The 26,509-nt window shown below is 69.8% G+C and carries 26 protein-coding genes; 16 read left to right on the top strand and 10 right to left on the bottom strand.

Features of this window, described 5'->3' with window-relative positions:
• Positions 1 to 190: 190 nt before the first annotated feature.
• A complete protein-coding gene (locus AAG801_RS06885) occupies positions 191 to 934 on the top strand; it encodes an alpha/beta hydrolase-fold protein (protein ID WP_341887730.1) in 744 nt (247 codons plus the stop codon).
• 45 nt (positions 935 to 979) lie between these two features.
• Here the strand turns inward: AAG801_RS06885 and AAG801_RS06880 are convergent, their stop codons facing one another.
• On the bottom strand, positions 980 to 2,185 hold the full coding sequence (locus AAG801_RS06880) for a patatin-like phospholipase family protein (protein ID WP_341887729.1): 1,206 nt from the start codon (positions 2,183 to 2,185) through the stop codon (positions 980 to 982).
• 97 nt (positions 2,186 to 2,282) lie between these two features.
• Between AAG801_RS06880 and apbC the strand changes: the two genes are divergently transcribed.
• The 4 genes from apbC to tsaA all read left to right on the top strand — a co-directional run bounded on the left by apbC (position 2,283) and on the right by tsaA (position 5,511).
• Positions 2,283 to 3,374: an iron-sulfur cluster carrier protein ApbC gene (gene apbC / locus AAG801_RS06875; RefSeq protein ID WP_101489042.1), complete on the top strand. Its 1,092-nt coding sequence runs from the start codon at positions 2,283 to 2,285 to the stop codon at positions 3,372 to 3,374.
• Between the two features lie 292 nt (positions 3,375 to 3,666).
• On the top strand, positions 3,667 to 4,617 hold the full coding sequence (locus tag AAG801_RS06870; RefSeq protein ID WP_341887728.1) for a LysR substrate-binding domain-containing protein: 951 nt from the start codon (positions 3,667 to 3,669) through the stop codon (positions 4,615 to 4,617).
• 52 nt (positions 4,618 to 4,669) lie between these two features.
• Positions 4,670 to 5,017 (top strand): LysR family transcriptional regulator, encoded by a 348-nt coding sequence (locus AAG801_RS06865; protein ID WP_062478989.1) that lies wholly within the window; start codon positions 4,670 to 4,672, stop codon positions 5,015 to 5,017.
• A complete protein-coding gene (gene tsaA / locus AAG801_RS06860; RefSeq protein ID WP_101489045.1) occupies positions 5,014 to 5,511 on the top strand; it encodes a tRNA (N6-threonylcarbamoyladenosine(37)-N6)-methyltransferase TrmO in 498 nt (165 codons plus the stop codon). The genes AAG801_RS06865 and tsaA overlap by 4 nt, the downstream gene beginning before the upstream one ends.
• On the opposite strand, the gene AAG801_RS06855 is transcribed toward tsaA, so the two are convergent.
• Positions 5,472 to 6,152 carry a nitroreductase family protein gene (locus AAG801_RS06855; RefSeq protein ID WP_341887727.1) on the bottom strand — a complete coding sequence of 227 codons (681 nt, stop codon included), beginning with the start codon at positions 6,150 to 6,152 and terminating at the stop codon, positions 5,472 to 5,474. The two genes, tsaA and AAG801_RS06855, sit on opposite strands and share 40 nt — an antisense overlap.
• A complete protein-coding gene (locus AAG801_RS06850) occupies positions 6,149 to 6,388 on the bottom strand; it encodes a hypothetical protein (RefSeq protein ID WP_257884683.1) in 240 nt (79 codons plus the stop codon). The genes AAG801_RS06855 and AAG801_RS06850 overlap by 4 nt, the downstream gene beginning before the upstream one ends.
• Before the next feature lie 115 nt (positions 6,389 to 6,503).
• Between AAG801_RS06850 and modB the strand changes: the two genes are divergently transcribed.
• The 6 genes from modB (at position 6,504) to fdhD (ending at position 12,499) form a co-directional block, all read left to right on the top strand.
• On the top strand, positions 6,504 to 7,190 hold the full coding sequence (gene modB / locus AAG801_RS06845; protein WP_341887726.1) for a molybdate ABC transporter permease subunit: 687 nt from the start codon (positions 6,504 to 6,506) through the stop codon (positions 7,188 to 7,190).
• A 28-nt stretch (positions 7,191 to 7,218) separates the two neighbouring features.
• Positions 7,219 to 7,968: a molybdate ABC transporter substrate-binding protein gene (gene modA, locus AAG801_RS06840; RefSeq protein WP_341887725.1), complete on the top strand. Its 750-nt coding sequence runs from the start codon at positions 7,219 to 7,221 to the stop codon at positions 7,966 to 7,968.
• Positions 7,965 to 8,756 (top strand): ATP-binding cassette domain-containing protein, encoded by a 792-nt coding sequence (locus tag AAG801_RS06835; RefSeq protein WP_095949325.1) that lies wholly within the window; start codon positions 7,965 to 7,967, stop codon positions 8,754 to 8,756. The genes modA and AAG801_RS06835 overlap by 4 nt, the downstream gene beginning before the upstream one ends.
• Positions 8,757 to 8,848: 92 nt before the next feature.
• Positions 8,849 to 11,278, top strand: a complete 2,430-nt coding sequence (locus AAG801_RS06830; protein WP_341887724.1) for an FdhF/YdeP family oxidoreductase — start codon at positions 8,849 to 8,851, stop codon at positions 11,276 to 11,278.
• Positions 11,275 to 11,562, top strand: coding sequence for a hypothetical protein (locus AAG801_RS06825; RefSeq protein WP_341887723.1), 288 nt, complete (start codon positions 11,275 to 11,277; stop codon positions 11,560 to 11,562). Before AAG801_RS06830 ends, AAG801_RS06825 begins: the two co-directional genes overlap by 4 nt.
• A gap of 19 nt (positions 11,563 to 11,581) precedes the next feature.
• Positions 11,582 to 12,499: a formate dehydrogenase accessory sulfurtransferase FdhD gene (gene fdhD, locus AAG801_RS06820; protein ID WP_341887722.1), complete on the top strand. Its 918-nt coding sequence runs from the start codon at positions 11,582 to 11,584 to the stop codon at positions 12,497 to 12,499.
• Here fdhD and mnmH read toward each other — a convergent pair.
• The 5 genes from mnmH to AAG801_RS06795 are packed head-to-tail and all read right to left on the bottom strand — an operon-like array spanning position 12,424 to position 16,873.
• Positions 12,424 to 13,503 (bottom strand): tRNA 2-selenouridine(34) synthase MnmH, encoded by a 1,080-nt coding sequence (mnmH, locus tag AAG801_RS06815; RefSeq protein ID WP_341887721.1) that lies wholly within the window; start codon positions 13,501 to 13,503, stop codon positions 12,424 to 12,426. The genes fdhD and mnmH overlap by 76 nt on opposite strands.
• A gap of 35 nt (positions 13,504 to 13,538) precedes the next feature.
• Positions 13,539 to 14,336 (bottom strand): phosphonate ABC transporter, permease protein PhnE, encoded by a 798-nt coding sequence (phnE, locus tag AAG801_RS06810; RefSeq protein ID WP_341887720.1) that lies wholly within the window; start codon positions 14,334 to 14,336, stop codon positions 13,539 to 13,541.
• Positions 14,333 to 15,157, bottom strand: coding sequence for an ABC transporter permease (locus AAG801_RS06805; protein ID WP_101490224.1), 825 nt, complete (start codon positions 15,155 to 15,157; stop codon positions 14,333 to 14,335). Before AAG801_RS06805 ends, phnE begins: the two co-directional genes overlap by 4 nt.
• A gap of 14 nt (positions 15,158 to 15,171) precedes the next feature.
• Positions 15,172 to 15,996: an ATP-binding cassette domain-containing protein gene (locus AAG801_RS06800; RefSeq protein WP_341887719.1), complete on the bottom strand. Its 825-nt coding sequence runs from the start codon at positions 15,994 to 15,996 to the stop codon at positions 15,172 to 15,174.
• A gap of 13 nt (positions 15,997 to 16,009) precedes the next feature.
• Entirely contained in the window at positions 16,010 to 16,873 is an 864-nt protein-coding gene (locus AAG801_RS06795) for a putative selenate ABC transporter substrate-binding protein (protein ID WP_341887718.1), read from the bottom strand.
• A gap of 115 nt (positions 16,874 to 16,988) precedes the next feature.
• Here AAG801_RS06795 and selD point away from each other — a divergent pair, with 115 nt between their 5' ends.
• The 3 genes from selD to AAG801_RS06780 all read left to right on the top strand — a co-directional run bounded on the left by selD (position 16,989) and on the right by AAG801_RS06780 (position 22,391).
• Positions 16,989 to 18,068: a selenide, water dikinase SelD gene (selD, locus tag AAG801_RS06790; protein ID WP_341887717.1), complete on the top strand. Its 1,080-nt coding sequence runs from the start codon at positions 16,989 to 16,991 to the stop codon at positions 18,066 to 18,068.
• 209 nt (positions 18,069 to 18,277) lie between these two features.
• Positions 18,278 to 20,794, top strand: coding sequence for an FtsX-like permease family protein (locus AAG801_RS06785; protein ID WP_341887716.1), 2,517 nt, complete (start codon positions 18,278 to 18,280; stop codon positions 20,792 to 20,794).
• Between the two features lie 112 nt (positions 20,795 to 20,906).
• Positions 20,907 to 22,391, top strand: a complete 1,485-nt coding sequence (locus AAG801_RS06780; RefSeq protein ID WP_341887715.1) for an AAA family ATPase — start codon at positions 20,907 to 20,909, stop codon at positions 22,389 to 22,391.
• A 21-nt stretch (positions 22,392 to 22,412) separates the two neighbouring features.
• Here AAG801_RS06780 and AAG801_RS06775 read toward each other — a convergent pair whose 3' ends face one another.
• Positions 22,413 to 23,333, bottom strand: coding sequence for a LysR family transcriptional regulator (locus AAG801_RS06775; protein WP_341887714.1), 921 nt, complete (start codon positions 23,331 to 23,333; stop codon positions 22,413 to 22,415).
• A gap of 127 nt (positions 23,334 to 23,460) precedes the next feature.
• Here AAG801_RS06775 and AAG801_RS06770 point away from each other — a divergent pair, with 127 nt between their 5' ends.
• Positions 23,461 to 24,984 (top strand): MFS transporter, encoded by a 1,524-nt coding sequence (locus tag AAG801_RS06770; protein ID WP_341887713.1) that lies wholly within the window; start codon positions 23,461 to 23,463, stop codon positions 24,982 to 24,984.
• Between the two features lie 138 nt (positions 24,985 to 25,122).
• Here the strand turns inward: AAG801_RS06770 and AAG801_RS06765 are convergent, their stop codons facing one another.
• The gene (locus AAG801_RS06765) at positions 25,123 to 26,016 is read right to left on the bottom strand and encodes a LysR family transcriptional regulator (RefSeq protein ID WP_341887712.1); all 894 of its coding nucleotides are present in this window, start codon (positions 26,014 to 26,016) and stop codon (positions 25,123 to 25,125) included.
• A gap of 125 nt (positions 26,017 to 26,141) precedes the next feature.
• Here AAG801_RS06765 and AAG801_RS06760 point away from each other — a divergent pair.
• Positions 26,142 to 26,509: SDR family NAD(P)-dependent oxidoreductase (locus tag AAG801_RS06760; RefSeq protein ID WP_341887711.1), on the top strand; the 368-nt coding region annotated here is incomplete at its 3' end.

Raw genomic sequence — 26,509 nt, 5'->3', positions numbered from 1 at the left:
ATGATCCGGCGCGATGCGAGCCGCATCGTCACAACAAGCAAGGCGTTTCATGGAACTCAGAGGCATTCTTCGCGCCCGGATGGCCGCAATCGGCTGCTGTGCGGTACTGGTCGCGCTGTCGGGTTGCGGTGGGGGAGGAGGCGGTGGCGGCGGTGGGGGTGGCGCTGTCTTGCCGATCGCACCAGGCGCCGTGGCACCGCCCCCCACGACAGCGCCCGCGGCGGGGCGAACGACCTCCGCCACGATCCAGTCGTCGAAGACCGGCGCCACCTACGAACTGCAGGTGTATCTGCCGCCTTCGTACGACAGCAGTGCCGCACCGCTGCCCATCATCTATGCGCTGGACGCCGATGCCGGCTTCAACCCGCCGGGGTCGCGCTTCCAGAACCTGAAGGAAATTCTCGAGCGCCGGGGTGTGGAGGCCCTCCTGGTCGGCATCGGTGGAACCGGGCGAAGAAGCACCGATTTCAACCTGCCGGGCGTCGTGCCGTACCACGAGTTCCTCACGACCGAACTGCTCCCGTTCATCGAATCGAAGTACCGGGTGAACACGGGCAAGCGCATCCTCACGGGCCTGTCGCTCGGCGGCAGCATGACAGGCATCGCGCTCTTCCTCGAAGGGGCGGGCAGCACGCTCTCGTTCTCGCACTTCCTGTCCTTCGACGGCGCCTTCGGTTTCCAGAAAGCCGACATCGACGCGATGGAGCAGAAGATGTACGACGCCCGTGCTGGCAAGACGTTCAACGCCACACTGTTCCTCGCGCGCTGCGGCGACACCACCGCCTGCAACTATGTGCCGGTAGGCGATCTGTACGACAAGCTGCTCAAGCGCGCGTACCCGGGCCTGACGCTCGTGGAGAAGACCTATTCGAAGAGCCACCTCGCGACGGACCTGCCCGCCTTCGATGATGCGATGGCGCTGATCTTCAAGTAGGTGGGCAGTCGGGTGTGGATGCAGGTGTGCGTGCAACTTGCGCCATCACGCCGGCACCCACCCGAAGAACCGCACCACTTCATCGCGCTGCCGCATCGCATCCGCGCGCCCGAGTGCCATCAGCTCGCGCGTGTAGCCCGACTCGAACAGCAGATAGCTCGCCAACGCGCCGCCCTTCACGTCGGCCGCGACCTTCGAGCCGCCCAGCAGGTGCCGCACGGCGCCCGGCAGCGCGTCGACGTGGCGCGCCGCGATCATGTCGATGCGCTCCGACGGCGAGATCACCAGCAGGTCGAGCGGACGCAGCGCGCTCGCGGCGCGCGCCTCTTCGGGAATGAGGCCCAGCGTGTGATTGATGCGGCGCAGCCGTTCGATGTCGACCGCGAGCGCATCGAGAAAGATGCTCGACAGCGCATGACCCGCGATCTGCGCCATGGTCGGGTAGCCGCTGTGGGTGTTGGGCGCGGCCTCGTCGCGCGGCTCGTGCATGCGGCCCGCACCGATCACCACGATGCGCTGCGCGCCCAGATGGATCGCCGCCGCGATGGGCGCCGACTGCCGCATCGAGCCGTCGCCGAAGTACTCGGTGTGGCCCGGCGGCATCGGCAGCGCGGTGGCCGGGAACACGAAGGGAATGGCCGACGAGGCCATCAGGTGTGCATGCGTGATGCGGTCGCGCACCGACAGGCGCTGCGAACGCACCCAGGGCTCCATCGGCACGGCCGCTTCGAAGAAGGTGACGTGCTCGCCCGAGCTGTAGCTCGACGCTGTGACGGCCAGCGCCTGCACGTGGCCCTGCTGCATGAGCTGCGGCAGCCGGTCCAGCGGCACCAGGCGCGCGAGCAAGTCGGCCAGCGGTGCGTTGTCGAGCAGCGACTTCGGCTTGATGCGCATCCAGTTGGCCGCAAAACGCCCGAGGCCGAGCAGCATGCGCCAGCGCGCGCCACTGCCGAGCACCGAGAGCGAGTCGGCGCGGTAGACCTGCTCGGCGCGAAAGTTGCCCCACACCTGCGCAATGTGCGCGACCACGCGGTCGAAGTCGTCGGAGCCGCAGGCCAGCGCGGCGGCGTTGATGGCGCCGGCCGAGGTGCCGGTGATGACCTGGAACGGGTTGCCGCTGCCGATGACCGCACCGGCGGCCAGGGCGTCGCGCCGGATCTCGGCGATGGCTTCGAGCACGCCGACCTGGTAGGCGGCGCGGGCGCCGCCGCCTGTCAGCAGCAGGCCGGTGGCGGGGCGTGTCTCGGGCATTCTTTTTTGGCGTCTGGGTTTTCGGACGGGTATTGAACGCGGCCCGGTACGGGCTTGGCAGGCCGAATAGACTACCCGCCATTCAGGAGTTTGATCAATGGCACTCACCCCCGACGGGCTCATGGACGCGCTCAAGAGCGTCACGGACCCTAACACCGGCAAAGAATTCGCAGCGACGCGCTCGCTCAAAAACCTCCAGATCGCCGAGGGCGACGTCTCGTTCGAGCTCGAACTGGGCTACCCGGCCAAGAGCCAGCACGCGGCCATCCGCAAGTCGCTCGTGGCCGCGGCCAAGACCGTGCCGGGCGTGGAGAACGTGTCGGTCAACATCGTCACCAAGGTCATCAGCCATGCGGTGCAGCGCGGCGTGCAGCTGATGCCCAACGTGCGCAACATCGTGGCCGTGGCCTCGGGCAAGGGCGGCGTGGGCAAGAGCACCACGGCCGCCAACCTGGCGCTGGCGCTGGCCGCCGAGGGCGCCACCGTGGGCCTGCTCGACGCCGACATCTACGGCCCGAGCCAACCCATGATGATGGGCCTGGACGGCCGCCCCGAGAGCATCGACGGCAAGAACATGGAGCCCAAGGAGCGCCATGGCGTGCAGGTGATGTCGATCGGCTTCCTGGTCGACGCCGACCAGGCCATGATCTGGCGCGGCCCCATGGCCACGCAGGCGCTCGAGCAGCTGCTGCGCCAGACCAACTGGAAAGACCTCGACTACCTGATCGTCGACATGCCCCCGGGCACCGGCGACATCCAGCTCACGCTGAGCCAGCGCGTGCCGATGACCGGCGCGGTGATCGTCACCACGCCGCAGGACATCGCGCTGCTGGACGCACGCAAGGGCATCAAGATGTTCGAGAAGGTCGGTGTGCCGATCCTGGGCATCGTGGAGAACATGGCGGTGCACATCTGCTCGAACTGCGGCCACACGGAGCACATCTTCGGCGCGGACGGCGGCAAGAAGATGGCGGCCGAATACCAGATGGAATACCTGGGCGCGCTACCGCTGGACATCAACATCCGGCTGCAGGCGGACAGCGGGGCGCCGACGGTGGTGTCCGACCCTGACGGCGAAGTGGCCGCGCTCTACAAGGCCGTGGCGCGTCGCGTGGCGGTGGGGATTGCGGAGAAGGCGAAGGACTTCTCGGCGAAGTTTCCGACGATTTCGATCAGCAAGAACACGTGAGATAGGGGCGCATTCCAGGGCGACGCTCCCGCCGACGGGGCGCCTTGCTCCGCGAATGTCCCCCGCTTCGCTCCTCCTTGATTTCGCTGCGCAAGGCACCCCATCGACGTGAGCGTGTTCAGAGCATGGGTTGATCGGCCGCACACTGCCGTCGCGTCCCGTGCACAGGGCACTGGGTGCTTCCCGCAGCGAAATCAAGGAGGAGGGCGAAGCCCGGGGGACATTCGCGGACGGAAGTACCCGGTGGCCTGTGCACGCGCCCCGAACGAGCGCACACAAAGGACAAGAAGAAATGAACCTGCTCGCCTCCATGCGCTACCTCGTCGCACTCAGCGAGCACAAGCATTTCGGCCGCGCCGCCCAGGCCTGCCACATCACGCAGCCGGCCCTTTCGAACGCACTGCGCGCGCTGGAAGGCGAGTTCGGCGTCGTCATCGTCAAGCGCTCCCGCGTGTACGTGGGCCTCACGCATGAAGGCGAGCGCGTGCTGGCCACGGCGCAGCGCATGCTGCGCGACAACGAGGTGCTGTTGCAGGAGTTGCGCAGCGAAGCCGACGATCCGCGCGGGCGCCTGCGCATGGCCGCCGTGCCGACCGCGATCCCGATGCTGTCGCGCTTTGCCGCGATGCTGCAGCAGCGCCACCCGGGCATCGTGCCGGCCGTGCTCTCGATGAGCTCGCAGGAGCTGGAGACGGGCTTGGAGAACCTCTCGGTCGACCTCGCGTTGGGCTACACCGAGCGCATGCATCTGCCCGGCGTCAAGCTCAAGGCGTGGCCGCAGAGCATTGAACATTACTTCCTGCTGCGGCGCGCCAAGAAGCCGTCGGCCGACCGGTTGCGCATCGGTCGGCCCATCACCTGGGCCGAAGCCGGCAAGCTGCCGCTGTGCCTGCTCACGCCCGACATGCACAACCGCGCCATCATCGACCAGGCCCTGCGCGACGCCGGCGTGGCCGCGGTGGCGCCCGCCATCGAAACGAATTCCGTGCTCACGCTCGCGTTGGCCGTGAGCGTGGGCACCGTCAGCAGCGTGCTGCCCGGCGCCATGGTGGCTGCCGTGCGCGGCCACCGCGAACTGGAGGCGCTGCCGCTGGTGTCGCCCGAGGTGCGCACGCCCATCGGCTTCATGACGCAGGAGGGCGTGCGGCCCGCGCGTGCGCTCGATGCCGCGCTGGCTTTTCTGCAGACGCCCGAATGGCAAGCGCAGGCGCGCGAGCACAGCGGCGCGCTCGACGCCGCGTAGCCCGGCGCGCGGGTGCCGATGGCACCGCGGATGGTTTACCCTTTGCGCCACCATGAAATCCAAAGCCCAGTTCCGCCTGCGCATCTACCGGGACGACACCATCGCCATCGGCCCCGGCAAGATCGCCGTGCTCGAAGCCGTGGCCGAGACCGGCTCGATCTCGGCGGCGGCCCGCCTGCTCGGCATGTCGTACCGCCGAGCCTGGATGCTGATCGACGAGATGAACCAGACGCTGGCCTCACCCGCGGTGAACACGGCCGCCGGCGGCTCGCGCGGCGGCGGCACGGCGCTCACCCCGGTGGGCGAAGACATCGTGAAGCGCTACCGCGCCATCGAGAACGCCGCGCGCCTGGCGACAGCGGCGGATGTTCGCGCGCTCACGCGCCTGCTCGCACCATGAACGCCGCCGACATCGACCCCGTCGTCAGCCGACCGGTCGGCATCGTGCGCAGCCGCTTCACGGAGACCTCGGGCATGCCGATCCAGACGGCCGGTGCACCCGACGAAGTGGGCCGCCTCGAGGTGTTCGCCGAATTCGCGCCGGGGCTGCGCGACATCGAAGGTTTCGACTACCTGATCCTCGTGACGCACCTGCACCGCTGCGCGCACGAACGGCTCGAGGTGGTGCCCTTTCTCGACGACGCCACGCACGGCGTGTTCGCCACGCGTTCGCCCGCGCGGCCCAACCGGCTGGGCCTGTCGATCGTGCGGCTCACGGCGGTGGACGGCACGACGCTGCACTTCAGCGGCAACGACATGGTCGACGGCACGCCCGTGCTCGACATCAAGCCCTACGTGCCGCGCTTCGACGTGCGCGAGACCGAGCGCGTGGGCTGGTTCGGCGCGCGGCTCGATCAGCTGCCGCGCACGCGCTCCGACGGCCGGATGGATTGAACGCTGTCGGCTGGGCCGTCGCCGGCAGCGCCCGGCAGCAGGTCGCCCTGCCAGCACGACCACACGTCCTGCGACAGCGTCTCGCGCGCCTGCGGCGGCGCTTCGCGGATCGTGCCCATGCTGATGAAGCCCGCCAGGTACTCGCCCGGCTGCACGCCGACCTGCCGCACCAGCGTCTCGTCGAAGCAGCGCTCGCCGCTGAGCACGATGGCGCCGTAGCCCAACTGGTGCGCGGCGGCGAGCAGGTTGCCCAGCGCCGCGCCGGCGCCCAGCCACTGCTCGCGCGCCGGGATCTTGCTGCGCTCGCGCGGCGACACCACGAAGCCCAGCAGCAGCGGCGGACGCGTGGCGTGCTCGCGGGCGCGCCGCAGGTCGGTCGGGCTGGCGAGCGGATCGCGCCGCAGCTTTTCCTGTTCGAAGCACCAGGCCAGCGCCTCGCGGTTCTGCAGGCGGAACTCGATCACGCGCCACGGATGCAGCCCGCCGTGGTCGGGCGCGCGCAGGCCGGCCTGCAGGATGGCGTCGAGTTCGTCAGGGTTCGGGCCGGGCGATTGCAGGCGCCGCGGCGACACGGAGCGCCGCGTCAGCAGCACTTCGAGGATGCGTTCCGCACCCGTCATGTGGCGCCACTGGGTGGTCATTGCTCGCGCCGGTCGGTCCACGCCGCGCTGCGGCGCAGCACCTCGCCGATGTCCTGCGCGTCGCCCGGCGCCACCAGGAACGACTGGCTCTCGCCGCCCGGCGCGATGATCGACAGCACGAAGCCGCCGGCGTCCAGCGTGCGTTCGATGCGCCATTCGTGCACCTGCGTCACATGGCGAAGCTCGGGCCTGCCGGAGGTCGAGCGGACAACGGTGTCGTGGATGGAAGGGCGCATGGGCAGATGGGAAAAGTCTCCAACGCTGTATTCGCCAGTATATGAAGACCGGCGCATTCGCGCATCCCCGCATGAACGAAAAGGACTGCGCATGTAACAATCTCGCCGTATTCAAATGAACACGACGACCGCTTCGCTCATCGCCACCACCGACTGGTCTCCGCTGGTCCTGTCGCTGCAGGTCGCCGCGGTCGCGACCTTGCTCGCGCTGGTCGCGGGCGTGGCGCTGGGCTGGGTGTTCGCGCGCAAGCAGTTCACCGGCTCGGGCGTGCTCGAGGCCGTGTTCATGCTGCCGCTGGTGCTGCCGCCCACGGTGATCGGCTACGCCATCCTGGTGGCGGCGGGGCGGCGCAGCCCGCTCGGCGCCTGGCTGCGCGAGCACTTCGACTACACCATCATCTTCAGCTGGCACGGCGCCGTGGTGGCTTCGGCCGTGGTGGCGCTGCCGCTGGTGCTCAAGTCGGCCAGCGCGGCGTTCTCGAACGTCGACCGCTCGCTCGAGGCCGCCGCGAGCACCTTGCGCCAGTCGCCGTTCTCGGTGTTCTTGCGCGTCACGCTGCCGCTGGCCTGGCCCGGCATCCTGGCCGGCACGCTGCTCGCGTTCGCGCGCGCCATGGGCGAGTTCGGCGCCTCGCTGATGGTGGCCGGCTCCATTCCCAAGCAGACCCAGACCCTGTCGATGGCCATCTACGACGCCGTGCAAGCCGGCCATGACGACCTGGCGCTGCTGCTGGTCGTCGTCACGTCGGTGCTGTCGATTGCCGTGCTGGTCGTGTCCAACCGCTTCTTTTCGCTTCGTTGATTTCTATTTTTTCCTGGAGACTGTGCCCATGCGTCCGTTGCGCCTCTTGTCTGTTGCCCTCGCCCTTGCGCTTCCGCTCGCAGCCGCCGCGCAGCAGATCACCGTGTCCGCCGCGGCGAGCCTGACCGACGCGTTCAAGGAAATCGGCCCCAAGTTCGAAGCCGCCAAGGCGGGCAGCACCGTGCGCTTCAACTTCGCCGCCTCGGGCGTGCTGCTGCAGCAGATCGCGCAGGGCGCGCCGGTCGATGTGTTCGCCAGCGCCGACCAGGACACCATGAACCGCGGCAACGACCAGAAGCTCATCGACACCGCCACCCGCAAGGACTTCGTCACCAACAGCCTCGTGCTGGTCGAGCCCGCGCAGGGCGCCGTCGGCCTGAAGTCGCTGCAGGACCTGAGCGGCGCCAGCGTGAAGAAGATCGCCGTCGGCAAGACCGCCACCGTGCCGGTCGGCCGCTACACCAAGCAGGTGCTGGACAACGCCAAGCTCTGGACCGTGCTCGAACCCAAGTTCGTGCAGGCCGACAGCGTGCGCCAGGTGCTCGACTACGTGAGCCGCGGCGAGGTCGAGGCCGGTTTCGTCTACCGCACCGACGCGGCCGTGGCCGGCGACAAGGTCAAGGTCGCCTTCACGCCCACCGGCCACACGCCCGTGACGTACCCGATCGCCGTGGTGGCCGAGAGCAAGCAGAAGGCGCTGGCCGGCGACTTCATCGCCTTCCTGTCGACGCCTGCGGCCCAGGAAGTGCTCACGCGCTACGGTTTCGGCAAGCCATGATCGATGTCGATCTGCAGCTCACGGTGAAGGACGGGGCCCGGCGCTTCGACCTCGCCGTGCGCTTCCAGACCGACGTTCCCTTCGCCGCGCTCTACGGCCCCTCGGGGGCCGGCAAGTCGCTCACCCTGCAGGCCATCGCTGGCCTGCTGCATCCGTCGGCGGGCCATGTGCGGCTCGACGGCCGCACGTTGTACGACGCGGCGCAGCGCATCGACGTGCCCGCGCCGGCGCGCCGCATCGGCTACCTGTTCCAGAACTACGCGCTGTTCCCGCACCTCACGGTGCGCGAGAACGTGGCCTTCGGGCTCACCGCGTGGCACCGCCGCACGCTGCCGGCCCGCGACGCCGAGCGCGTGCAGGCGCTGCTGGCCAGCTTCGGCCTCGCCGCGCTGGCCGACAGCCGGCCGCAGAAACTCTCGGGCGGCCAGCAGCAGCGCGTGGCCCTGGCGCGCGCGCTGGCCTGCGAGCCGCAGGTGCTGCTGCTCGACGAACCCTTTGCCGCGCTCAACCCCATGCTGCGCGCCGAGCTGCGCAACGAACTCGCGCAGGTGCGCAAGCAATGGGGCATTCCGGTGTTGATGATCACGCACGACATCGAAGACGTGCTGGCCCTGGCCGACGTGGCTTTTGTCTACAAGGACGGGCAGGTGGTGCGCGAGATCGACCTGCACAACGCCGACAGCCGCGACTTTGCGCTGCGGGAGATTGCCGGGGTGCAGGAGGTGGAAGAGACGCCGCTGCGCAGCAAGCTGAGGGGTTTGCTGATGGGCGGCGCGCGCGAGGCCTGAGCGCCGTTTTCTTCCCCCGTCATTTCCATTTTGAATCGCCGCATGTGCCGATTCAATTTGACGCCACGCCCCCGCAAGCCAACACTGCCGCCATGAGCGAGCAGAAGATCGAGTTTTACAAGGGCCCCGCCGGTGGCTGGGGCGCGTTGCGCAGCGTGACCAATGCGCTGCTGCGGCAGGACATTCCGGTCAAGGGCGCGAAGACGCTGCTCTCGGCCAATCAGCCCGACGGCTTCGACTGCCCCGGCTGCGCCTGGCCTGACCGCAACCATGCCTCGACCTTCGAGTTCTGCGAGAACGGCGTGAAGGCCGTGGCCGCCGAGGCCACCGCGCGCCGCGCGGGCCCGGAGCTGTTCGCGAAGCACACGGTGGCCGAGCTGGCCCAGCAGAGCGACTTCTGGCTCGAGGACCAGGGCCGCCTCACGCACCCCATGGCCTACGACGCGGCCAGCGACAAGTACGTGCCGATCGACTGGGACGACGCCTTCGCGCGCATTGCGCAGCACCTGAACGCGCTGCCCGACCCGAACCAGGCCATCTTCTACACCTCGGGCCGCGCGAGCAACGAGGCGGCTTTCCTGTACCAGCTGTTCGTGCGCGAGTACGGCACCAACAATTTTCCCGACTGCTCGAACATGTGCCACGAGCCCAGCGGCAGCGGCATGCGCCCGCAGCTGGGCGTGGGCAAGGGCACGGTCACGCTGGAAGACTTCGAGAAGGCCGACGCGATCTTCATCTTCGGCCAGAACCCGGGCACCAACCACCCGCGCATGCTCGGCGAGCTGCGCGCGGCCTCCAAGCGCGGCGCGCGCATCGTGAGCTTCAACCCACTGCGCGAGCGCGGCCTGGAGCGCTTTGCCGACCCGCAGGACAAGCTGGAGATGGCCACGCTGGGCTCCACGCCGATCAGCACGCACTACTTCCAGCTGCGCGTGGGCGGCGACTTCGCGGCGGTGAAGGGGATGATGAAGCACGTCATCGAGCGCGAAGACGCGGCGGTGGCGCGCGGCGAGCCTTCGGTGCTCGACCACGCATTCATCGCCGAGCACACCCTGGGGTTCGAGGCGCTGGCCGACGACCTGCGCGCCGAATCGTGGCCGCTGCTGGTGCAGGAGTCGGGCCTGAGCGAAGCGCAGATGCGCGCGGCGGCCGACGTGTACCTGGGCGCCAAGCGCGTCATCGCCTGCTGGGGCATGGGCATCACGCAGCACCAGCATTCGGTGGCCACGATCCAGATGATCGGCAACTGGCTGATGCTGTGCGGCCACATGGGCCGCGAAGGCGCGGGCGCCTGCCCGGTGCGCGGCCACAGCAACGTGCAGGGCGACCGCACCATGGGCATCTGGGAAAAGCCGCCGGCCGCGCTGCTCGACCGGCTGCAGCAGGTGTTCGGCTTCGAGCCGCCGCGCCAGAACGGCGTGGACACGGTCGAGGCGATCCAGCTGATGCTCGACGGCAAGGGCAAGGTGTTCTTCGCGCTGGGCGGCAACTTCGCGGCCGCCACGCCCGACACCTACCAGACCTGGAAGGCGCTGCAGCAGTGCGACCTCACGGTGCACGTGACGACCAAGCTCAACCGCAGCCACATCATCCACGGGCGCGAGGCGCTCATCCTGCCGTGCCTGGGCCGCACCGAGATCGACATGCAGGCCAACGGCCCGCAGGGCGTGACGGTCGAAGACTCGATGAGCATGGTGCACATCTCGGTGGGCATCAACCCGCCCGCGTCGGAACTCTTGTTGTCCGAGCCCGCCATCGTCGCGCGCCTTGCTGCAGCCACCATCGGCGCGCGCAGCAAGACGCCGTGGCTCTGGCTGGTGGAAGACTACGCGCGCATCCGCGACAAGATCGAAGCCGTGTTCGACGACTTCAAGGACTTCAATGCGCGCGTGGCGCATCCGGGTGGCTTCCGCCTGCGCAACACGGCGAGCGAGCGCGTGTGGGCCACCGCGTCGCGCAAGGCCGTGTTCTTCACGCACGCCGTGCCGCTGGACACGCACGCCCACCGGGCCCGCGCGCGCTTTGCGTCGCAGCGCGACACGCTGGTGTTCACGCTGCTCACCACGCGCTCGCACGACCAGTACAACACCACCATCTACGGCATGGACGACCGCTACCGCGGCGTGTTCGGTCAGCGCCGCGTGGTGTTCATCCACGCCGACGACATCCGCCAGCTCGGCATGAAGGACGGCGACTGGGTCGACATCCAGACCGTGTGGAGCGACGGGCCCGAGCGCCGCGCCGGGCCGCCCCAAGCAAGCGAGGCCCCCCTTGGGGGGCAGCGAGGACACGAAGTGCCGAGCGAGGGGGCCGTCATTCAGCGCCGTGCTGACCGCTTCAAGCTGGTCGCCTACGACATCCCGCGCGGCAACCTCGCGGCCTACTACCCCGAGACGAATCCGCTGGTGCCGCTGTCGTCGGTGGCTGAGAACGCGGGCACGCCGACGTCCAAGTCGATTCCCGTGGTGCTGTCGCTGCATGTGACGCCGGTCATGGTGGAAGTCGACGCCGTGGCGGCATGAACGCCGGGTTCGACGCCGACGCCTTTTTCATCGCGATCCTGCGCGCGCTCGCAGAAGCACCGGGCGAGGGCGGCATGTCGCTGCCGCGCCTGGGCAAGCGGCTGGGGCAGGGCGCGAGCGTGGTCATGCGCCAACTCACGCTGATGGGCGATGCAACCCTCGGCGGTGTGCGCGGGCCCGGCTGGGTGCGCGTGGTGCAGCAGGACGAACGTTGGGTCGCGCACCTCACCGACGCGGGGCGCGCGATGGTCGACAGTCTGCCGGCTGACGAAAACCGTAGCTGAGCCGACAATGGCCGCGGCCATGACAAACACCCCCGAACCCGACGCCCTGCCGCCACTCGCGCGGCACGCCGTGCACGTCTTCGGCGAGCGCGGCCTCGCGCCCGAGGGCGTGGTGCGCGACGACACCCTGGCCGCCGAGGTGCCGGTGGCGCTGGTGTTCAACGGCGTCTCGCACGCCGTGATGATGGCCACGCCGCAAGATCTCGAAGCCTTTGCGCTCGGTTTTGCGCTGAGCGAAGGCATCCTCGACAGCGCCGCCGATTGCCGCGGCATCGACGTGCAGGTGGTCGATGCCTCCGACGCCGGCCTGCCCGAGGGCATGCCCGGCGTCGAGGTGCAGCTCGACATTGCCACGCGCAGCTTCGAGCGCTTGAAGGACCGGCGCCGCAGCCTCGCGGGTCGCACGGGCTGCGGCGTGTGCGGCGTCGAAAGTTTCGCGGGGCTCGACCTGTCGCCGCAGCGCGTGCCGCCGCGCGACTGGATCGAACGCATCGACCTTGCCACCGTGCTGCGCGCCTTCGCCGCCATGTCGCCGCGCCAGGTGCTCAATGCCGAAGCCGGCGCGATCCACGCGGCAGCCTGGGCCACGGTCGACGGGGAACTCACCGACCTGATGGAAGACGTCGGCCGCCACAACGCGCTCGACAAGTTGCTCGGCAAGCTGGCGCGTGCGAATCGGCTCGATGAGCCCGGCTTCGTGCTGATGTCCAGCCGCGGCAGCCACGAGCTGGTGCGCAAGTGCGCGCGCCTGGGCATCGCGGCGATGGCGACCATCTCGGCGCCGACCGCGATGGGCGTGCGCATGGCCGAACTCAGTGGCCTGCGTTTCTGGGGGCTGTGCCGCGCGCCGCGCGGCGTGCTCTATGCCGACGGGCTCGGTACGACGGGTGGATCGCCAAGCGCCAGCACCGCGTCGGCCACGGCCTCGATGCCCTGATCCGACAGGTCGGACGCCGCCACGCGCTGGCGCCTGGCCCACGCGCGAAAGTGCGTTTCCTGCGACTTCTCGTAGTGCGGGTCGTAGTGCAGCGACATGAGCTCGGCGAACAGGTGCGGCAGGTCGGCGTCGTGTGCCCATTGCTGCCAGCGCGTCACCGTTTCCTTGCCCTGCATTTCCTTCAGCACGCCCATCTTTTCGGCGAGCGCCGCGCGGTCGTCGCCCAGGTAGGCGTAGTCGCGCAGCAGGTAGCTCAGCCGCGCCTCGGGCGTGGCCGCCACCTCGATGCACGGCGCCGCGCGCATCTGCGCCACGAGCGCCAGCGGCAGCGACAGCCGCCCGATGCGCACGCTCTCGCCCTCGACATACAGCGGGCGCGAGACATCGATGGCTTCGAGCACGGTCGCGATGCGCGTCTCGAAGTGTTTTTGCGAAGGCTGCGCCACGCCCGGCAGCGCGCCGAGCAGCGAGCCCTTGTGGTTGGCGAAGTCTTCCAGGTCGAGCACCTGCGCGCCGCGCTCGGCCAGCGCGTGCAGCACGCGCGTCTTGGCGCTGCCGGTGGCGCCGCACACCACGCGCAGGTCGAGCTGCGGCGTCAGCGCATCGATCTGCGAGATCACGTGGCGGCGAAAACTCTTGTAGCCGCCCGCGAGCTGCTGCGCGTCCCAGCCCACGAGCCGCAGCCACGTGACCATCGAGCCGCTGCGCATGCCGCCGCGCCAGCAGTAGACCAGCGGCTTCCACTTTTCGGGCCGGTCGGCCAGCGTGTCGCGCAGATGTGTCGCGATGTTGGCCGCGACCATCGCGCCACCGATGCGGCGCGCCTCGAAGGCGCCGGTCTGCACGTAGACCGTGCCGACGATGTGGCGCTCCTCGTCGTTGAGCACCGGGCAGTTGATGGCGCCGGGGATGTGGTCGAGCGCGAACTCGGCCGGCGAGCGGGCGTCGATGATGGAATCGAAGGCGTGGCGGTCGCCGATCCGCACGGGCTGGCGATGACTCATGGCAGTAGGGACCTCATGCCCCGATTGTCGGCCACTCAGGCGTAGGCGGGACCTAAGCCTTTTCGCAAGCGAGCGCTCGCCAAGTCGACAAAGGTGACCAGAACGAACATCGCGATCAGCACCGTCATCGCCTGCTGCTGCTGGAAGATCGACAGGTGGAAGTACAGCAGCTGCCCCAGCCCGCCGCCACCGACAAAGCCCAGCACGGCCGCCATGCGGATGTTCATTTCCCAGCGGTAGAGCGTGTAGGCCACCCACTGCGGCAGCACGATCGGCAGGCTGGCGTAGCTGAAGGCGGCGACCGGGCCGGCGCCCGAGAGCGCCAGCGCCTGCTCGGGCTCGCGCGGTGCGTTCTCCAGTGCCTCGGCAAAGAGCCGGCCGAGCACGCCCGTGGTGTGCAGCGCCAATGCCAGCGCGCCCGCGAACGGGCCGATGCCGGCGGCCAGCACCATGAGCGCGGCCCAGACCAGCTCGGGCACGCTGCGCAGAAAGTTGAGCACGAAGCGCGCGCCATGGCGCAGCGGCCCACCGGTGCGCCCCGAGGCCGGCAGCGCGAGCACGGCGCCCGCCACGGCGGCCAGCACGGTGCCCAGTGCTGATACCGCCAGCGTCTGCAGCGCGCCGTGGCCGACCTTGGCGAGGAACTCGGGCGACACGTCGGGTGGGAAGAACTCGGCGATGAACTTGCCCATCAGCCGCAGCGATTCGGCCGAGCCCAGCGCGCCGTAGTCGATACCCAGGTAGACGAAGCTCGCGACCACCGCCGCGGCGATCAGCGCCACGGCGAGCCAGCAGCGCAGGCACAGGGGAGGGCGTGGCGGCAGCGTCGTCATGCCAGCAGCTTTCGCAGTGCGTTGCTCAGCATGTCGGCCAGCAGCACGAGCGCCAGGAACACGAGCAGGATGCTGCTGGCTTCGCCGCCGTTGAGCATCTTCATCGACTGGTCCATCAACTGCCCGAGGCCGCCCGCGCCCACGAAGCCCATCACCACCGAGGCGCGCACCGCGCATTCCCAGCGGTACACGGTGTACGAGGCCAGCTCCTGCGCCGTGTGCGGCAGCAGGCCGTAGCACAGCGCCGCGAGCCGGCCGCTGCCGCTTTCGAGCAGCGCGCGCGCGGGGCGCGTGTCGGTCGACTCGAGGATCTCGGCGTAGACCTTGCCGAGCATGCCGCCGTAGGTGATGGCCAGCGCCAGCACGCCGGCCGCGGGGCCGAGCCCGAGCGCGCGCACGAACAGCAGCGCCCACACGATCTCGGGAATGGCGCGCAGCACCATCAGCAGCCAGCGCGCTGCTTGGCGGACGATGCCGGCCTGCAGCCGGCCGGGGCCGGGTCCGATGCGCGAGATGGAGAGCGCGCGCGTGGTCACGAAGCCCAGCGGCGCGCCGATCAGCAGCGCCATGGCCGTGCCGGCCGTGGCCATGGCCAGCGTCTCGAGCGTGGCCTTGGCGAGCAGCGCGAGAAAGGCCGGTGAACCGTCAGGCGGAAAGAAGCCCGCGAGAAAGCCGCCGATGACGGCGAGCTGCCCGCTGCCGAACAGCGCCCACGGCTTGAATTCGGAGAGCGCGAGCACCGGCCACGCGATGACCAGCGCCGCGAGCCAGCCGGCCAGCCGACGGCCCGCCTGCGGATCGCGCAGGGCGGGAGACGACAGCGTCGTTGTCGCGGTCACGGGCAGTCCGGCCGATGGAAGGCCGGCTCTGCGGTGCCGATCTGCGGCGCGACCGGCAGCGGCCCTTGCGTCGCCACGCCGCCTTCGCTCGCATAGAGCGCCTCGAGCAGCGCCGGCGTCACTTCGGCGGCCGGCAGGTCGAAGGCGACCTGCCCGTCGCGCATGCCCACGATGCGTGGAAACCAGCGCAACGCCAGGTCGACCGCGTGCAGCGACGCGACCAGCGTGGCGCCGGTCGATTCGCTCTGCGCGACCAGCTGGCCCACGGCCGCGTGCGACAGCGTGGGGTCGAGCGCGGACACCGGTTCGTCCGCCAGCAGCAGCGCGGGGCGCTGGTACAGCACGCGCGCGATGCCCACGCGCTGCAGCTGGCCGCCCGAGAGGCGGTCGCAGCGGTCGAACAGCCGGTCTTCGAGCGCGAGCCGGGCCAGCGCCGCGTGCGCGCCCGCGATGTCGAACGGGTAGAACAGCGAACCCAGCGCGCGCGGCACTGACCACTGGCCGAGCCGGCCCGCGAGCACGGCCGTGACCACGCGCAGGCGCGGCGCGATCGGCGGCGCCTGGTGCACGGTGCCGATGCGCGCGCGCAGCTGCTTGAGCGCACGCGCCGGCAGTCGCCACGGCTGCTGGCCCAGCGCCTGCACCTCGCCTTCGCCGGGCCGCAGCGCGGCGCCGAGCACGCGCAGCAGCGTGGTCTTGCCCGCGCCCGAGGGCCCGATGACAGCGATGCGCTCGCCGTTGTGCGCGGCCAGCGTCACGCCGGCCAGTGCGCGCTGGCCGTTGGGGTGGACGACGCCCACGCCGTCGAGCGAAAAACTCATCCGCGCAGTCCGCTTACTTGATCAGGCCCGCCGACTTGCCCGCCGTCTCGATGCCGTCGTAGTTCGACGACTTGGTGGGGATGAACTTGCTCGCACGCTGCAGCGCCATGATCTCCTTGTGCGCCGGGTTGGTGGGGTCGAGCTTCAGGAATGCATCGGTCAGCTTCTTCTGCAGCGCCGCGTCCAGGCCCGGGCGCACGGTCCAGTTGTAGTCGTAGTAGGTCGGCGTGGTCGCGAGCACGCGCACCTTGGCGGCGTTGGGGTTCTTCGACTCGACCAGCTTGTCCCACACCGAGGCGTTGAGCACGCCCGCTTCGGCGCGCGAGGCGGCCACGAAGGCCACGGTGGCGTCGTGCGCGCCCGAGAACGCGACGGTCTTGAAGTCCTTCTCGGGATTGATGCCGGCCTGCAGCAGGAAGTAGCGCGGCATCAGGCTGCCCGAGGTGGACGAGGGCGCGCCGAAGGCAAAGGTCTTGCCCTTCAGGTCGGCCAGGGTCTTGGCGGGGCTGTCGATCGGCACGATGAACTTGCTGGTGAACACCTCGTCTTCCGCGCGCTGCACGATCGGCACCGCGCCGCCGTTGGTGCGGATGCGCGCCTGCACGAAGGTGAAGCCGCCGAGCCAGGCCATGTCGATCTTGTTCGTCGCCAGGCCTTCGACCACGGCGGCGTAGTCGGTCACGGGCGTGAACTGCACGTCCATGCCGGTTTCCTTCTTCAGGTAGTCGCCCAGCGGCGTGAACTTGCGCTGCAGCTCGGTGGGCGCTTCGTCGGGAATGGCCGACACGCGCAGCACGCCCTGGGCGAAGGCGCCCATGGCGGTGAGGGACAGGGCGAGGGCGATCGCCAGGCGGGACACGGTTTGTTTCGTTTGCATGGTGTGAGTGAAGCGTTCAGTGGAGAAGAAAGAAAAGGGTGTGTTCGGGTATGCAGGCAGACGGTGGCGCGGGCTTCGATAATTGCGGCTTGTTCCATTCGACCGACCCGCCGCCATGATCGAAGCCGCACCTTCCAAGCTCCTGAATCCGTTGGCGCCGCTGCGGCTCACCAGCTTCTCGCATGGGGGCGGCTGCGGCTGCAAGATCGCGCCGGGCGTGCTGTCGCAGATCCTGCGCCACCATGGGGGCGGGCTGATTCCGCCCGAACTCATGGTCGGCATCGAGACCGCCGACGACGCGGCAGTCTACCGGCTCAACGACGAGCAGGCGCTGATCGCCACCACCGACTTCTTCATGCCCATCGTGGACGACCCCTACGAGTTCGGGCGCATCGCCGCGACCAACGCGATCAGCGATGTCTACGCAATGGGCGGGCGCCCGATCATGGCGCTGGCGCTGGTCGCCATGCCGATCAACGAACTGCCGGTGGAGGTCATCGCCGAGATCGTGCGTGGCGGGCAGGACGTGTGCCGCGCGGCCGGCATTCCCATTGCGGGCGGCCACACCATCGATTCGGTCGAGCCGATCTACGGGCTGGTCGCGATGGGGCTGGTGCACCCGAAGCGCGTACGGCGCAACGCCGACGCGCGGGCGGGCGACGTGCTGGTGCTCGGCAAGCCGCTGGGCGTGGGCGTGCTGTCGGCGGCGCTCAAAAAGCAGCAGCTGTCCGAGGCCGGCTACCGCCAGCTGATCGAGAACACCACCAAACTCAACACGCCGGGCATCGCGCTCTCGGCGCTCGACGGTGTGCATGCGCTGACCGACGTCACCGGCTTCGGCCTGGCCGGCCACACGCTCGAACTCGCGCGCGGCGCGGGGCTCACGGCGGTGGTCGAATGGTCGCGCGTGCCGCTGCTGGACAACGTGATCGCGATGGCGGCCGGTGGGCTGGTCACTGGCGCGTCGGGGCGCAACTGGGCGGGGTATGGCGGCGACGTGCAATTGCATGAAGGCCTGCCGGCCACGGCGCAGGCGTTGATGACCGATCCGCAGACGTCGGGGGGCTTGCTCGTGAGCTGCGCGCCCGAGGCGGCCGAGGCGGTGCTGGAGATCTTCCGGCAGGAGGGCTTCGGGCAGGCGGCGGTCATCGGCAGTGTCGAAGCTGGCGCGCCGGGTCTCGTCGTGCTGCCGTAGGCCCCCGTGTTTCTCCCTCCCCCGCTGGGGGAGGGCAGGGGTGGGGGCACGCGGCGTTCGATCAGGCACAGCCATCGTGCGAACGCCGCGTGCCCCCATCCCAACCTTCCCCCGGAAGGGGAAGGAGCCAGACAAGGGCAGAGCTCCGGCGCGGCACAAATAACCCTTGAGTCCGCCATTGCCGGTAGGCGTCGGCTATCGTTCGCGCCATGAATGCTTCCCTTCGCCTTGGCTGGCGCACGCTCTGGCGCGACCTGCGCGCCGGCGAGCTGCGCCTCTTGATCGTGGCCGTGGTGTTGGCCGTGGCCGCGCTCACGGCGGTCGGCTTCTTTGCCGACCGGCTGCAGGGCGGATTGCAGCGCGATGCGCGCCAGCTGCTGGGCGGCGACGCGGTGATCGTGAGCGACAACCCGACGCCCGAAGCTTTCATCACGCAGGCGCAATCGCTCGGCCTCGCGGGCACCGGCACCTTCGGCTTTCCCACCATGGCGCGGGCCGAAGAGGCGCAGGGCGGCGCGAGCAAGCTCGTGGCCCTGAAGGCCGTGACGCCGGGCTACCCGCTGCGCGGCAACCTGCAGACGGCCACCACGGCCGAGGGCGCGGGCACCGTGACGCGCGACGTGCCGGCTTCTGGCGAGGTCTGGGTCGATGCTTCGCTGCTCGACTCGCTGGGCCTGAAGGTCGGCGACACGCTGCTGCTGGGTGACACCGGCCTGCGCGTGGGCCGCGTGATCACGCTCGAGCCCGACCGGGGCGCGGGCTTCATGAGTTTTTCGCCGCGCGTGATGCTCAACCAGGCCGACGTGGCGCGCACCGGCCTCGTGCAGCCGGCCAGCCGCGTGGGCTACCGCTACGCCGTGGCGGGCGACGATGCCGCCGTGAAGCGCTTCAGCGACTGGGCCGAGGCGACCATCAAGAAGGGCGAGCTGCGCGGCGTGCGGCTCGACTCCTTTGAGGGCGGCCGGCCCGAGATGCGCCAGACGCTGGACCGCGCCGAGAAATTCCTGAGCCTCGTCGCGCTGCTCGCGGCGCTGCTGTCGGCCGTGGCCGTGGCGCTGGCCGCGCGCGGCTTCGCGGCCAGCCACTTGGACGACTGCGCGATGCTGCGCGTGCTCGGCCAGAGCCAGCGCACCATCGCCGCGGCCTACGCCTTCGAGTTCGCCGTGATCGGCACCGTGGCCAGCGCGATCGGCGTGGCCATCGGCTTCGCCGTTCACTATGTGTTCGTGCTGCTGCTGGCTGGGCTGGTCGAGACCGCCTTGCCCGCCGCCACGCTGTGGCCCGTGGCCTTCGGCCTGGGCATGGGGCTCACGCTGCTGTTCGCCTTCGGCCTGCCGCCGGTGCTGCAGCTGGCGCGCGTGCCGCCGCTGCGCGTGATCCGCCGCGACGTGGGCGGGCTCAAGCCCGCGTCGCTCGCCGTGCTCGGCATCGGCGTGGCGGGTTTCGCGGCGCTGCTGATGGCGGCCAGCAGCGACATCAAGCTGGGCCTCATTGCGGTCGGCGGCTTCGCCGGCGCCGTGGCCGTGTTCGCGCTCCTGAGTTGGCTGGCCGTGAAGGTGCTGCGCCGCAGCGTCAACGAAACGACTGCGCCGCGCTGGCTGGTGCTGGCCACGCGGCAGATTTCGGCGCGGCCGGCCTACGCCGTGGTGCAGGTCAGCGCACTCGCCGTGGGCCTGCTGGCGCTGGTGCTGCTGGTGCTGCTGCGCACCGACCTCGTCGCGAGCTGGCGCAAGGCCACGCCGCCCGATGCGCCCAACCGCTTCGTCATCAACGTGATGCCCGAGCAGAGCGACGCGTTTCAGAAGACGCTGCGCGACGCGGGCGTCGCCAAGTTCGACTGGTACCCGATGATCCGCGGCCGGCTGGTGGCGATCAACGACAAGCCCGTGACGCCCGACGACTACACCGAGGACCGCGCCAAGCGCCTGGTCGACCGCGAGTTCAACCTGAGCAACAGCACCGCCGCGCCCGCGCACAACGCCGTCACCGCCGGTGCCTGGACGCCCGAGGCGAAGAACGAGGTGAGCGTGGAAGAAGGCCTGGCCGAGACGCTGGGCCTGAAGCTCGGCGACACCCTGCGCTTCGACATCGGCGGCATGCAGAACGACGCGCGCATCACCTCGCTGCGCAAGGTCGACTGGGGCTCGCTGCACGCCAACTTCTTCGTGATGTACACCGTGGCCTCGCTGGCCGACGTGCCCGTGACCTACATGGGCGCCTTCCGCGCGCCCGAGACGCGCGGCTTCGACAACGCGCTGGTGCGCAGCTTCCCCAACGTGACCAACGTCGATATGAGCGCCACCATCAACCAGGTGCAGCGCGTGCTCGACCAGGTGATCCGCGCGGTCGAGTTCCTGTTCGGCTTCACGCTCGCGGCCGGGCTGGTGGTGCTGTTCGCCGCCGTCACCGCCACGCGCGAAGAGCGTGCGCGCGAGTTCGCCGTGATGCGCGCCGTGGGCGCCCGCGCCAGCTTGCTGCGGCAGGTGCAGCGCGCCGAGCTGATCGGCGTCGGCCTGCTGGCGGGCTTCCTCGCGAGCATCGTGGCCTCGGTGATCGGCTGGGGGCTGGCGCGCTACGTGTTCGAGTTCACCTGGACCGCTTCGCCGCTCGTGCCGGTGGCGGGCGCGCTGGCCGGCGCGGTGCTCGCGCTGGCGGCGGGGTGGTGGGGCTTGCGCGACGTGCTGCGCCGGCCGGTGGTCGACACGCTGCGCCGAGCGGCCGAGTAGGGCGGCACAGCGACAGCGCCGTACAGTTTTTTTCTTCCGCGATCGGCAGGACGGGGCCGGGGATGCAATACATTCCCCGGCCCCGTATCCAATTCAGAAGAGAAATTCCTGCATGCGCTTGGCGTCATTCCAGATCACCAACTATCGCTCGATCCACGACAGCGGCTCCATCGATTCCTCCCAGATCACCGCGATCCTCGGCCGAAATGACAGCGGCAAATCGAACCTGCTGCGCGCGTTGCACAGCCTGAACCCGACCGACGGGCTCACGGCACTCAGCCCCATCAAGGACTTTCCGCGGCACCGCCGCCTGGACGAATGCACCGACGACACCCCCGTCGTGCACACGCGCTGGGACCTGGACGCTTCCGAACAACTGGCGCTCGCCGCCATCCTGCCGCGCGCCGCCGGCGTGCGCCAGGTCACGGCCGGCCGCGGCTACGGCGCCACGCGCACGACCGGCTTCGAGGGCCTGGGCCCGCTGTCGATCGACGTGAGCGACATCAAGGCCAAGGTCCGCAAGATCGTGCCCGCCGTCAAGGCTGCGGTAGAGAAGGTCGCCGACGAACTGAAGGCACCGCTCGAACACGAGGCCGACGCCTTCGACGCCGCGATGATCCCGAGCCCCGACTTCGTGAAGTGGTCGGCCGGCGCGCTGCTGGCACTGCAGGCGCTGCGTCAGGCGCTGGCCACGGCCGGCGCCGAGATCGCCGACAAGCAGGCGCAGATGCTGACCGAGCTCGAAGAGCTGGCACGCACGATCGACAACGACCAGCCCGCGCTGGCCCGCGCCCACGCCTGGGTGCTGGAGAAACTGCCGCGCTTCATCTACGTCGAGGACTACGCGTCGCTGCCCGGCCGCCAGAACATTGCCGAGTACCTCACGCGCAAGGGCTGGGGCGAGCGTACGGCGGGCGAGCGCAATTTCGAGAAGCTGTGCCAGGTGGCGGGGCTCGATCCGCAGCAGCTGCAGGACCTGCTGGCGAAGAACGATCTGGCGACGCGCAATCAGCTGGTGAACCGTGCCGGTGCCGTCGTGACCGCCGAGATCCGCCGGTTGTGGAAGGACCGCCCGCTCAAGATCCGCTTCAACCTCGACGGGCAGCACCTGGAGACATTGGTGTCGGACCCGAACGGCGCCTACGAGGTCGAAGTGAACCTGGACGAGCGCAGCCGCGGCTTCCAGTGGTTCTTCTCGTTCTACATCGCGTTCTTCGCCGGCACCCGGGGCGTTGCATCCGGTGAGGTCGTGCTGCTGCTCGACGAGCCCGGGCTGCATCTGCATGCGCGCTCGCAGGCCGACCTGCTCGCGCACCTGGAGAACGACTTCGGCCACCAGATCCTCTACACCACGCACTCGCCGTTCATGGTGCCGGCGCACCGGCCCGACGCCGTGCGCGCGGCCCACATCGACGACGTGACGGGCACCACGGTGCGCGCGGCGACGCCGGAGGACGCGCGCACGCTGTTCCCGCTGGACGCACTGGCGGCGCTGTGGGGCCGCACGGCTGCACCGGTGCAACCGCAGCCCGCCACTGTCGTGACTGCGGCAGCTCCGCTGCCGGTCGAAGCGCCCGACCTCGCGGTCGCGGCCTGACGCACCCGCCCCGCCCGCCGTTCAGCGGCGCGGCGGGCGGTTGTCTTTCTCTTCTTCGTCGGCGGTCGCAGTGAACATGTGTTCACTCGCGAAATCGACAAACGCCCGCACCTTCGGCGACAGCTGCCGGCTCGACGGCCACAGCGCCGAGAACTGCCCTTGCCGCACGAGGTGCGGCGCCAGCACGCGCTGCAGCTCACCACGGCGCAGCGCATCGCGCGCCAGAAAGTCGGGCATGTACGCAATGCCCAGGCCCGCAACCGCGGCGCCCAGCATGGCTTCCATGTTGTTGCAGACCAGGCCCGGCGGCAACTGGGGTGGCAGGCCGGGCAGGTCCCAGTCTTCGATCTTTCCGCCGGTCACGAACTTGTAGCGCAGGCAGCTGTGGCGCACGAGGTCGGCCGGCACCTGCGGCTTGCTGTGCTCCGCGAGGTAGGCCGGCGAGGCCGCGAGCACGAAGCTGAACGGGCCGAGCCGGCGCGCCACGAGCTGTGAGTCGACCAGCTCGCCGCTGCGGATCGCCACGTCGACGCCTTCGGCCACCACATCGACCAGCCGGTCGTTGAAGTCGAGGTCAAGTTCGATCTCGGGGTAGCGCGCCTTGAACGCCGGCAGGATCGGCAGCAGAAAGCGGTAGCCGATGGTCGGCAGGCTCACGCGCAGGCGGCCACGCGGCGTGGCGACGGCGTCCTGCAGCATGGCGCGCGCATCGCCGAGCTCGTCGAGGATGCGGCGACAGCGCTCGTGGAACATCGCGCCCTCGGCCGTGACCCGTACCTGCCGCGTGGTGCGGTGGAACAGGCGCACGCCCATCTGCGCCTCGAGCCGCGCGACGTTCTTGCCCACCGCCGAGGCCGAGATGCCCAGGTCGCGGCCCGCCCGCGCAAAGCTCTGCAGGTCGGCCGCCCGCACGAAGGATTCGAGTCCGCTGAAGCTGTCCATGGGCTTGATTGGCAACTTTAGGTTGGCAGTGTGAGGATCTGAGGCCCTATTTTCGTTTCATTGAATCCTTTTTATCGTCACTGCACGCATTTCCCCTTTTGTCTTCCTCTCGCGTGAAAGCCTTCCGATGTCTTCCCCCGATTCCAACAAAGCCTGGCTGCTCGCCGCCGTCTGCCTGGCCGCGCTCGGCATGCCGCTGAGCTTCACCGGCCCGGCCGTGGTGCTGCCCGCGATCCGCGACACGCTGGGCGGCACGCCGGTGCAACTCAACTGGGTCACCAACGCCTTCATGCTGAGCTTCGGCGCCACGCTGATGGCGGCCGGCGCGCTGGCCGATGCGTACGGGCGCAAGCGCGTCTTCCTGCTGGGCCTGGCGGTGGTGGCGTTGAGCAGCGCGCTGCTCACGCTGGCGCCGGGCATCGTCGCCTTCGATCTCGCGCGCGCCGTGCAGGGGCTGGGCTCGGCGGCGGCCTTCGCGGCGGGCACGGCGGCGCTGGCGCAGTTGTTCGACGGGCCGGCGCGGCTGCGGGCGTTCAGCCTCATCGGCACGTCGTTCGGCGTGGGGCTGTCGTGCGGATCGATCCTCTCGGGCTGGCTGGCCGACACCGTCGGCTGGCACGCCGTGATGCTGAGCCCTGGCGCCGTGAGCCTCGTCGCGCTGGGCCTGGCGGCGCCGCGCATGCGCGAGTCGCGCAATCCGCAGGCGATGGGGCTGGACGTGCCGGGCACGCTCAGCTTCACGGCCGCGCTGAGCCTGCTCACGCTGGGCGTGCTGCAGGCGCCCGACAGCGGCTGGGCCAGCCCGTGGGTGCTCGCGGCGCTGGCCGGCGCGCTGGCGATGGGTGCGGCCTTCATCGCCATCGAGCGGCGCGTGGCGCATCCGATGCTCGACCTGTCGCTGTTCCGCTTTCCGCGCTTCGTCGGCGTGCAACTGCTGGCCGCGGCGCCGGCCTATGGCTTTGTCGTACTGCTGGTGCTGCTGCCGATCCGCTTCATCGGGCTCGAAGGGCGCAGCGCGCTGGAGGCGGGCGGTTTCATGTTCGCGCTGTCGGGGCCGATCCTCATCGTGCCGACGCTGGCGGCGTGGCTTGCACACCGGTTTTCGGCGGGCGTGATTTCGGCCGTGGGGCTGCTGGCGTGCGCGGTGGGGCTCGTGTGGCTCAGCCGCTGCGCGCCGGGCACGTCCTTGCACGGTCTCGTGGGTCCGTTGCTGTTGATCGGTGCGGGCATCGGCCTGCCCTGGGGACTGATGGACGGCCTGGCCGTGAGCGTCGTGCCGCGCGAACGGGCGGGCATGGCGTCGGGCATCTTCAACACCGTGCGGGTCGCGGGGGAGGGCATCGCGCTGGCACTGGTGGGGGCGGGGCTCACGGCGCTGGTGGCGCTGCAGCTGGGGGTGTCGTCGCCTTCGTCCGTGGCGGTGTCGCAGGCGGCGCAGCGCGTGGCGACGGGCGATCTGGCGCAGGCGCTGGCTTTGCTGCCGGGCATGGAACGCGCAGCGCTGCTGCACGCGTATGGCGTGGCGTTCGGGACGCTGCTGTGCGTGCTGGCTGGGGTGACGGTGTTGACGGCGGTGGTGGTGTTTGTGTTCTTGCGCGGCGAGACGCATGCCGACGCTGGCGCCGCGGCGTTGGAGTCATCGGCCTGTTGAGGGGACTGTCTTGCTCCTTCCCCTCCCGGGGGAAGGCCGGGATGGGGGCTCGTGGCCTTTGCAAAGCTGCGGGTACTCGATACGCCGCTGGCCCCCACCCCGCCCTCCCCCGGAAGGGAAGGGCGAAAGTCATCAGGGTCAGGAAGCCGCCGCTTCAAAGAGACCGCGCAGCCACTGCGTGAACACCCGCACCCGCGACGACAGCTGCCGGTTCTGCGGGTACAGCACCGAGACCGGCATCGGCGGCGGCGCGAAGTCGGGCAGCACCGCTTGCAGGCGCCCGTCCGCCAGCTCGGCCGCCACGCGGTAGCGCGGCACCTGCACCAGCCCGAGGCCGGCGACGGCGGCGCCCGTGTACAGGTCGGCGCCGGTCACCGACACGGTGGCGGCCAGCTGCACGGGCCGGAGTTGGCCGTCAACCGTGAACTCGAGGGGCAGCGCCTTGCCCGTGCTGCTCGACACGTAGTGCACCGCGCGGTGCGAGGCCAGTGCCGAGAGGTCGGTCGGGTGGCCGTGCGCCGCCAGGTAGGCGGGGCTCGCGACGGTCACCTGCGGCAGCAGCGCCACGCGCTGCGCGACCATCGATGAGTCCTGCAGCGGGCCGGCGCGCAGCACGCAGTCGACGCCTTCGCGCACGAGGTCGACCAGCCGGTCGTCCTCGGCGATGTGCAGTTGCAGCTGCGGGTGGCGAGCCAGAAAACCGGGCAGCGCCGGCACCACGAAGTGCCGCGCCAGCGTTCCCTGCAGGTTCACGCGCAGCAGGCCCTTGGGCGCCGCGTGGGTGAACGCGCCCTCGGCCTCTTCCACGTCCGCCAGCAGCCGCACGCAGCGCTGGTAGTGGGCCTCGCCGTCCTGCGTGAGGCGCACGGTGCGCGTGGTGCGTTCGAGCAGCCGCGCGCCCAGGCGCGATTCGAGCCGCTGGATCAGCGTGGTGAGGGTGGCGCGCGGAATCTGCAGGTCGTCCGAGGCCTGCGTGAAGCTCTGGCGCTCGGCGATGCGCACGAAGGCCTGCATTTCCTGGAAGCGGTCCATGGCGTCAGCCTTCGTGCCTATTGTTTAAGTAAATGGAATTTTATTGACGATTTTGCGCTGATTATCTTTTGAGTGGAATGGCCGACCATTCGCTACATCCACTCACCACCCCAAGGAATCGCGCCATGAACACCGCCACTTCTTCTTCTCCTTCTTCTCTTTCCGCCCGCGTCGCCCTCGTCACCGGCGCATCGCGCGGCATCGGCGCCGCCGTTGCACGCCGGCTCGCCGCCGACGGTTTCGCCATCGCCGTCAACTACGCCTCGGGCGCCGCGCCGGCCAAAGCGCTGGTGGCCGAACTGATGGCCACCGGCGCCCGCGCCCTCGCGGTGCAGGCCGACGTGGCGAACGCCGACGCGGTGCGTGCCATGTTCGACACCGTCGAGGCGCAGTTCGGCCCGGTCGATGTGCTGGTCAACAACGCCGGCGTGCTCCAGACCGCGCCGCTGGCCGCGCACAGCGACGCGCTCTACGACCAGACCTTCGACATCAA

The organism is Variovorax sp. YR752 (assembly GCF_943372545.1).
Note: the sequence above shows the minus strand (reverse complement) of the source record. Positions and strands in the feature narration are given on the sequence as shown.

Excerpts from the sequence above, each read along its gene's own strand:
- AAG801_RS06880 (WP_341887729.1), bottom strand. The coding sequence starts at position 2,185 with ATGCCCGAGACACGCCCCGCCACCGGCCTGCTGCTGACAGGCGGCGGC.
- apbC (WP_101489042.1), top strand. The coding sequence starts at position 2,283 with ATGGCACTCACCCCCGACGGGCTCATGGACGCGCTCAAGAGCGTCACG.
- AAG801_RS06870 (WP_341887728.1), top strand. The coding sequence starts at position 3,667 with ATGAACCTGCTCGCCTCCATGCGCTACCTCGTCGCACTCAGCGAGCAC.
- AAG801_RS06865 (WP_062478989.1), top strand. The coding sequence starts at position 4,670 with ATGAAATCCAAAGCCCAGTTCCGCCTGCGCATCTACCGGGACGACACC.
- tsaA (WP_101489045.1), top strand. The coding sequence starts at position 5,014 with ATGAACGCCGCCGACATCGACCCCGTCGTCAGCCGACCGGTCGGCATC.
- AAG801_RS06855 (WP_341887727.1), bottom strand. The coding sequence starts at position 6,152 with ATGACCACCCAGTGGCGCCACATGACGGGTGCGGAACGCATCCTCGAA.
- AAG801_RS06850 (WP_257884683.1), bottom strand. The coding sequence starts at position 6,388 with ATGCGCCCTTCCATCCACGACACCGTTGTCCGCTCGACCTCCGGCAGG.
- modB (WP_341887726.1), top strand. The coding sequence starts at position 6,504 with ATGAACACGACGACCGCTTCGCTCATCGCCACCACCGACTGGTCTCCG.
- modA (WP_341887725.1), top strand. The coding sequence starts at position 7,219 with ATGCGTCCGTTGCGCCTCTTGTCTGTTGCCCTCGCCCTTGCGCTTCCG.
- AAG801_RS06835 (WP_095949325.1), top strand. The coding sequence starts at position 7,965 with ATGATCGATGTCGATCTGCAGCTCACGGTGAAGGACGGGGCCCGGCGC.
- AAG801_RS06830 (WP_341887724.1), top strand. The coding sequence starts at position 8,849 with ATGAGCGAGCAGAAGATCGAGTTTTACAAGGGCCCCGCCGGTGGCTGG.
- AAG801_RS06825 (WP_341887723.1), top strand. The coding sequence starts at position 11,275 with ATGAACGCCGGGTTCGACGCCGACGCCTTTTTCATCGCGATCCTGCGC.
- fdhD (WP_341887722.1), top strand. The coding sequence starts at position 11,582 with ATGACAAACACCCCCGAACCCGACGCCCTGCCGCCACTCGCGCGGCAC.
- mnmH (WP_341887721.1), bottom strand. The coding sequence starts at position 13,503 with ATGAGTCATCGCCAGCCCGTGCGGATCGGCGACCGCCACGCCTTCGAT.
- phnE (WP_341887720.1), bottom strand. The coding sequence starts at position 14,336 with ATGACGACGCTGCCGCCACGCCCTCCCCTGTGCCTGCGCTGCTGGCTC.
- AAG801_RS06800 (WP_341887719.1), bottom strand. The coding sequence starts at position 15,996 with ATGAGTTTTTCGCTCGACGGCGTGGGCGTCGTCCACCCCAACGGCCAG.
- AAG801_RS06795 (WP_341887718.1), bottom strand. The coding sequence starts at position 16,873 with ATGCAAACGAAACAAACCGTGTCCCGCCTGGCGATCGCCCTCGCCCTG.
- selD (WP_341887717.1), top strand. The coding sequence starts at position 16,989 with ATGATCGAAGCCGCACCTTCCAAGCTCCTGAATCCGTTGGCGCCGCTG.
- AAG801_RS06785 (WP_341887716.1), top strand. The coding sequence starts at position 18,278 with ATGAATGCTTCCCTTCGCCTTGGCTGGCGCACGCTCTGGCGCGACCTG.
- AAG801_RS06780 (WP_341887715.1), top strand. The coding sequence starts at position 20,907 with ATGCGCTTGGCGTCATTCCAGATCACCAACTATCGCTCGATCCACGAC.
- AAG801_RS06775 (WP_341887714.1), bottom strand. The coding sequence starts at position 23,333 with ATGGACAGCTTCAGCGGACTCGAATCCTTCGTGCGGGCGGCCGACCTG.
- AAG801_RS06770 (WP_341887713.1), top strand. The coding sequence starts at position 23,461 with ATGTCTTCCCCCGATTCCAACAAAGCCTGGCTGCTCGCCGCCGTCTGC.
- AAG801_RS06765 (WP_341887712.1), bottom strand. The coding sequence starts at position 26,016 with ATGGACCGCTTCCAGGAAATGCAGGCCTTCGTGCGCATCGCCGAGCGC.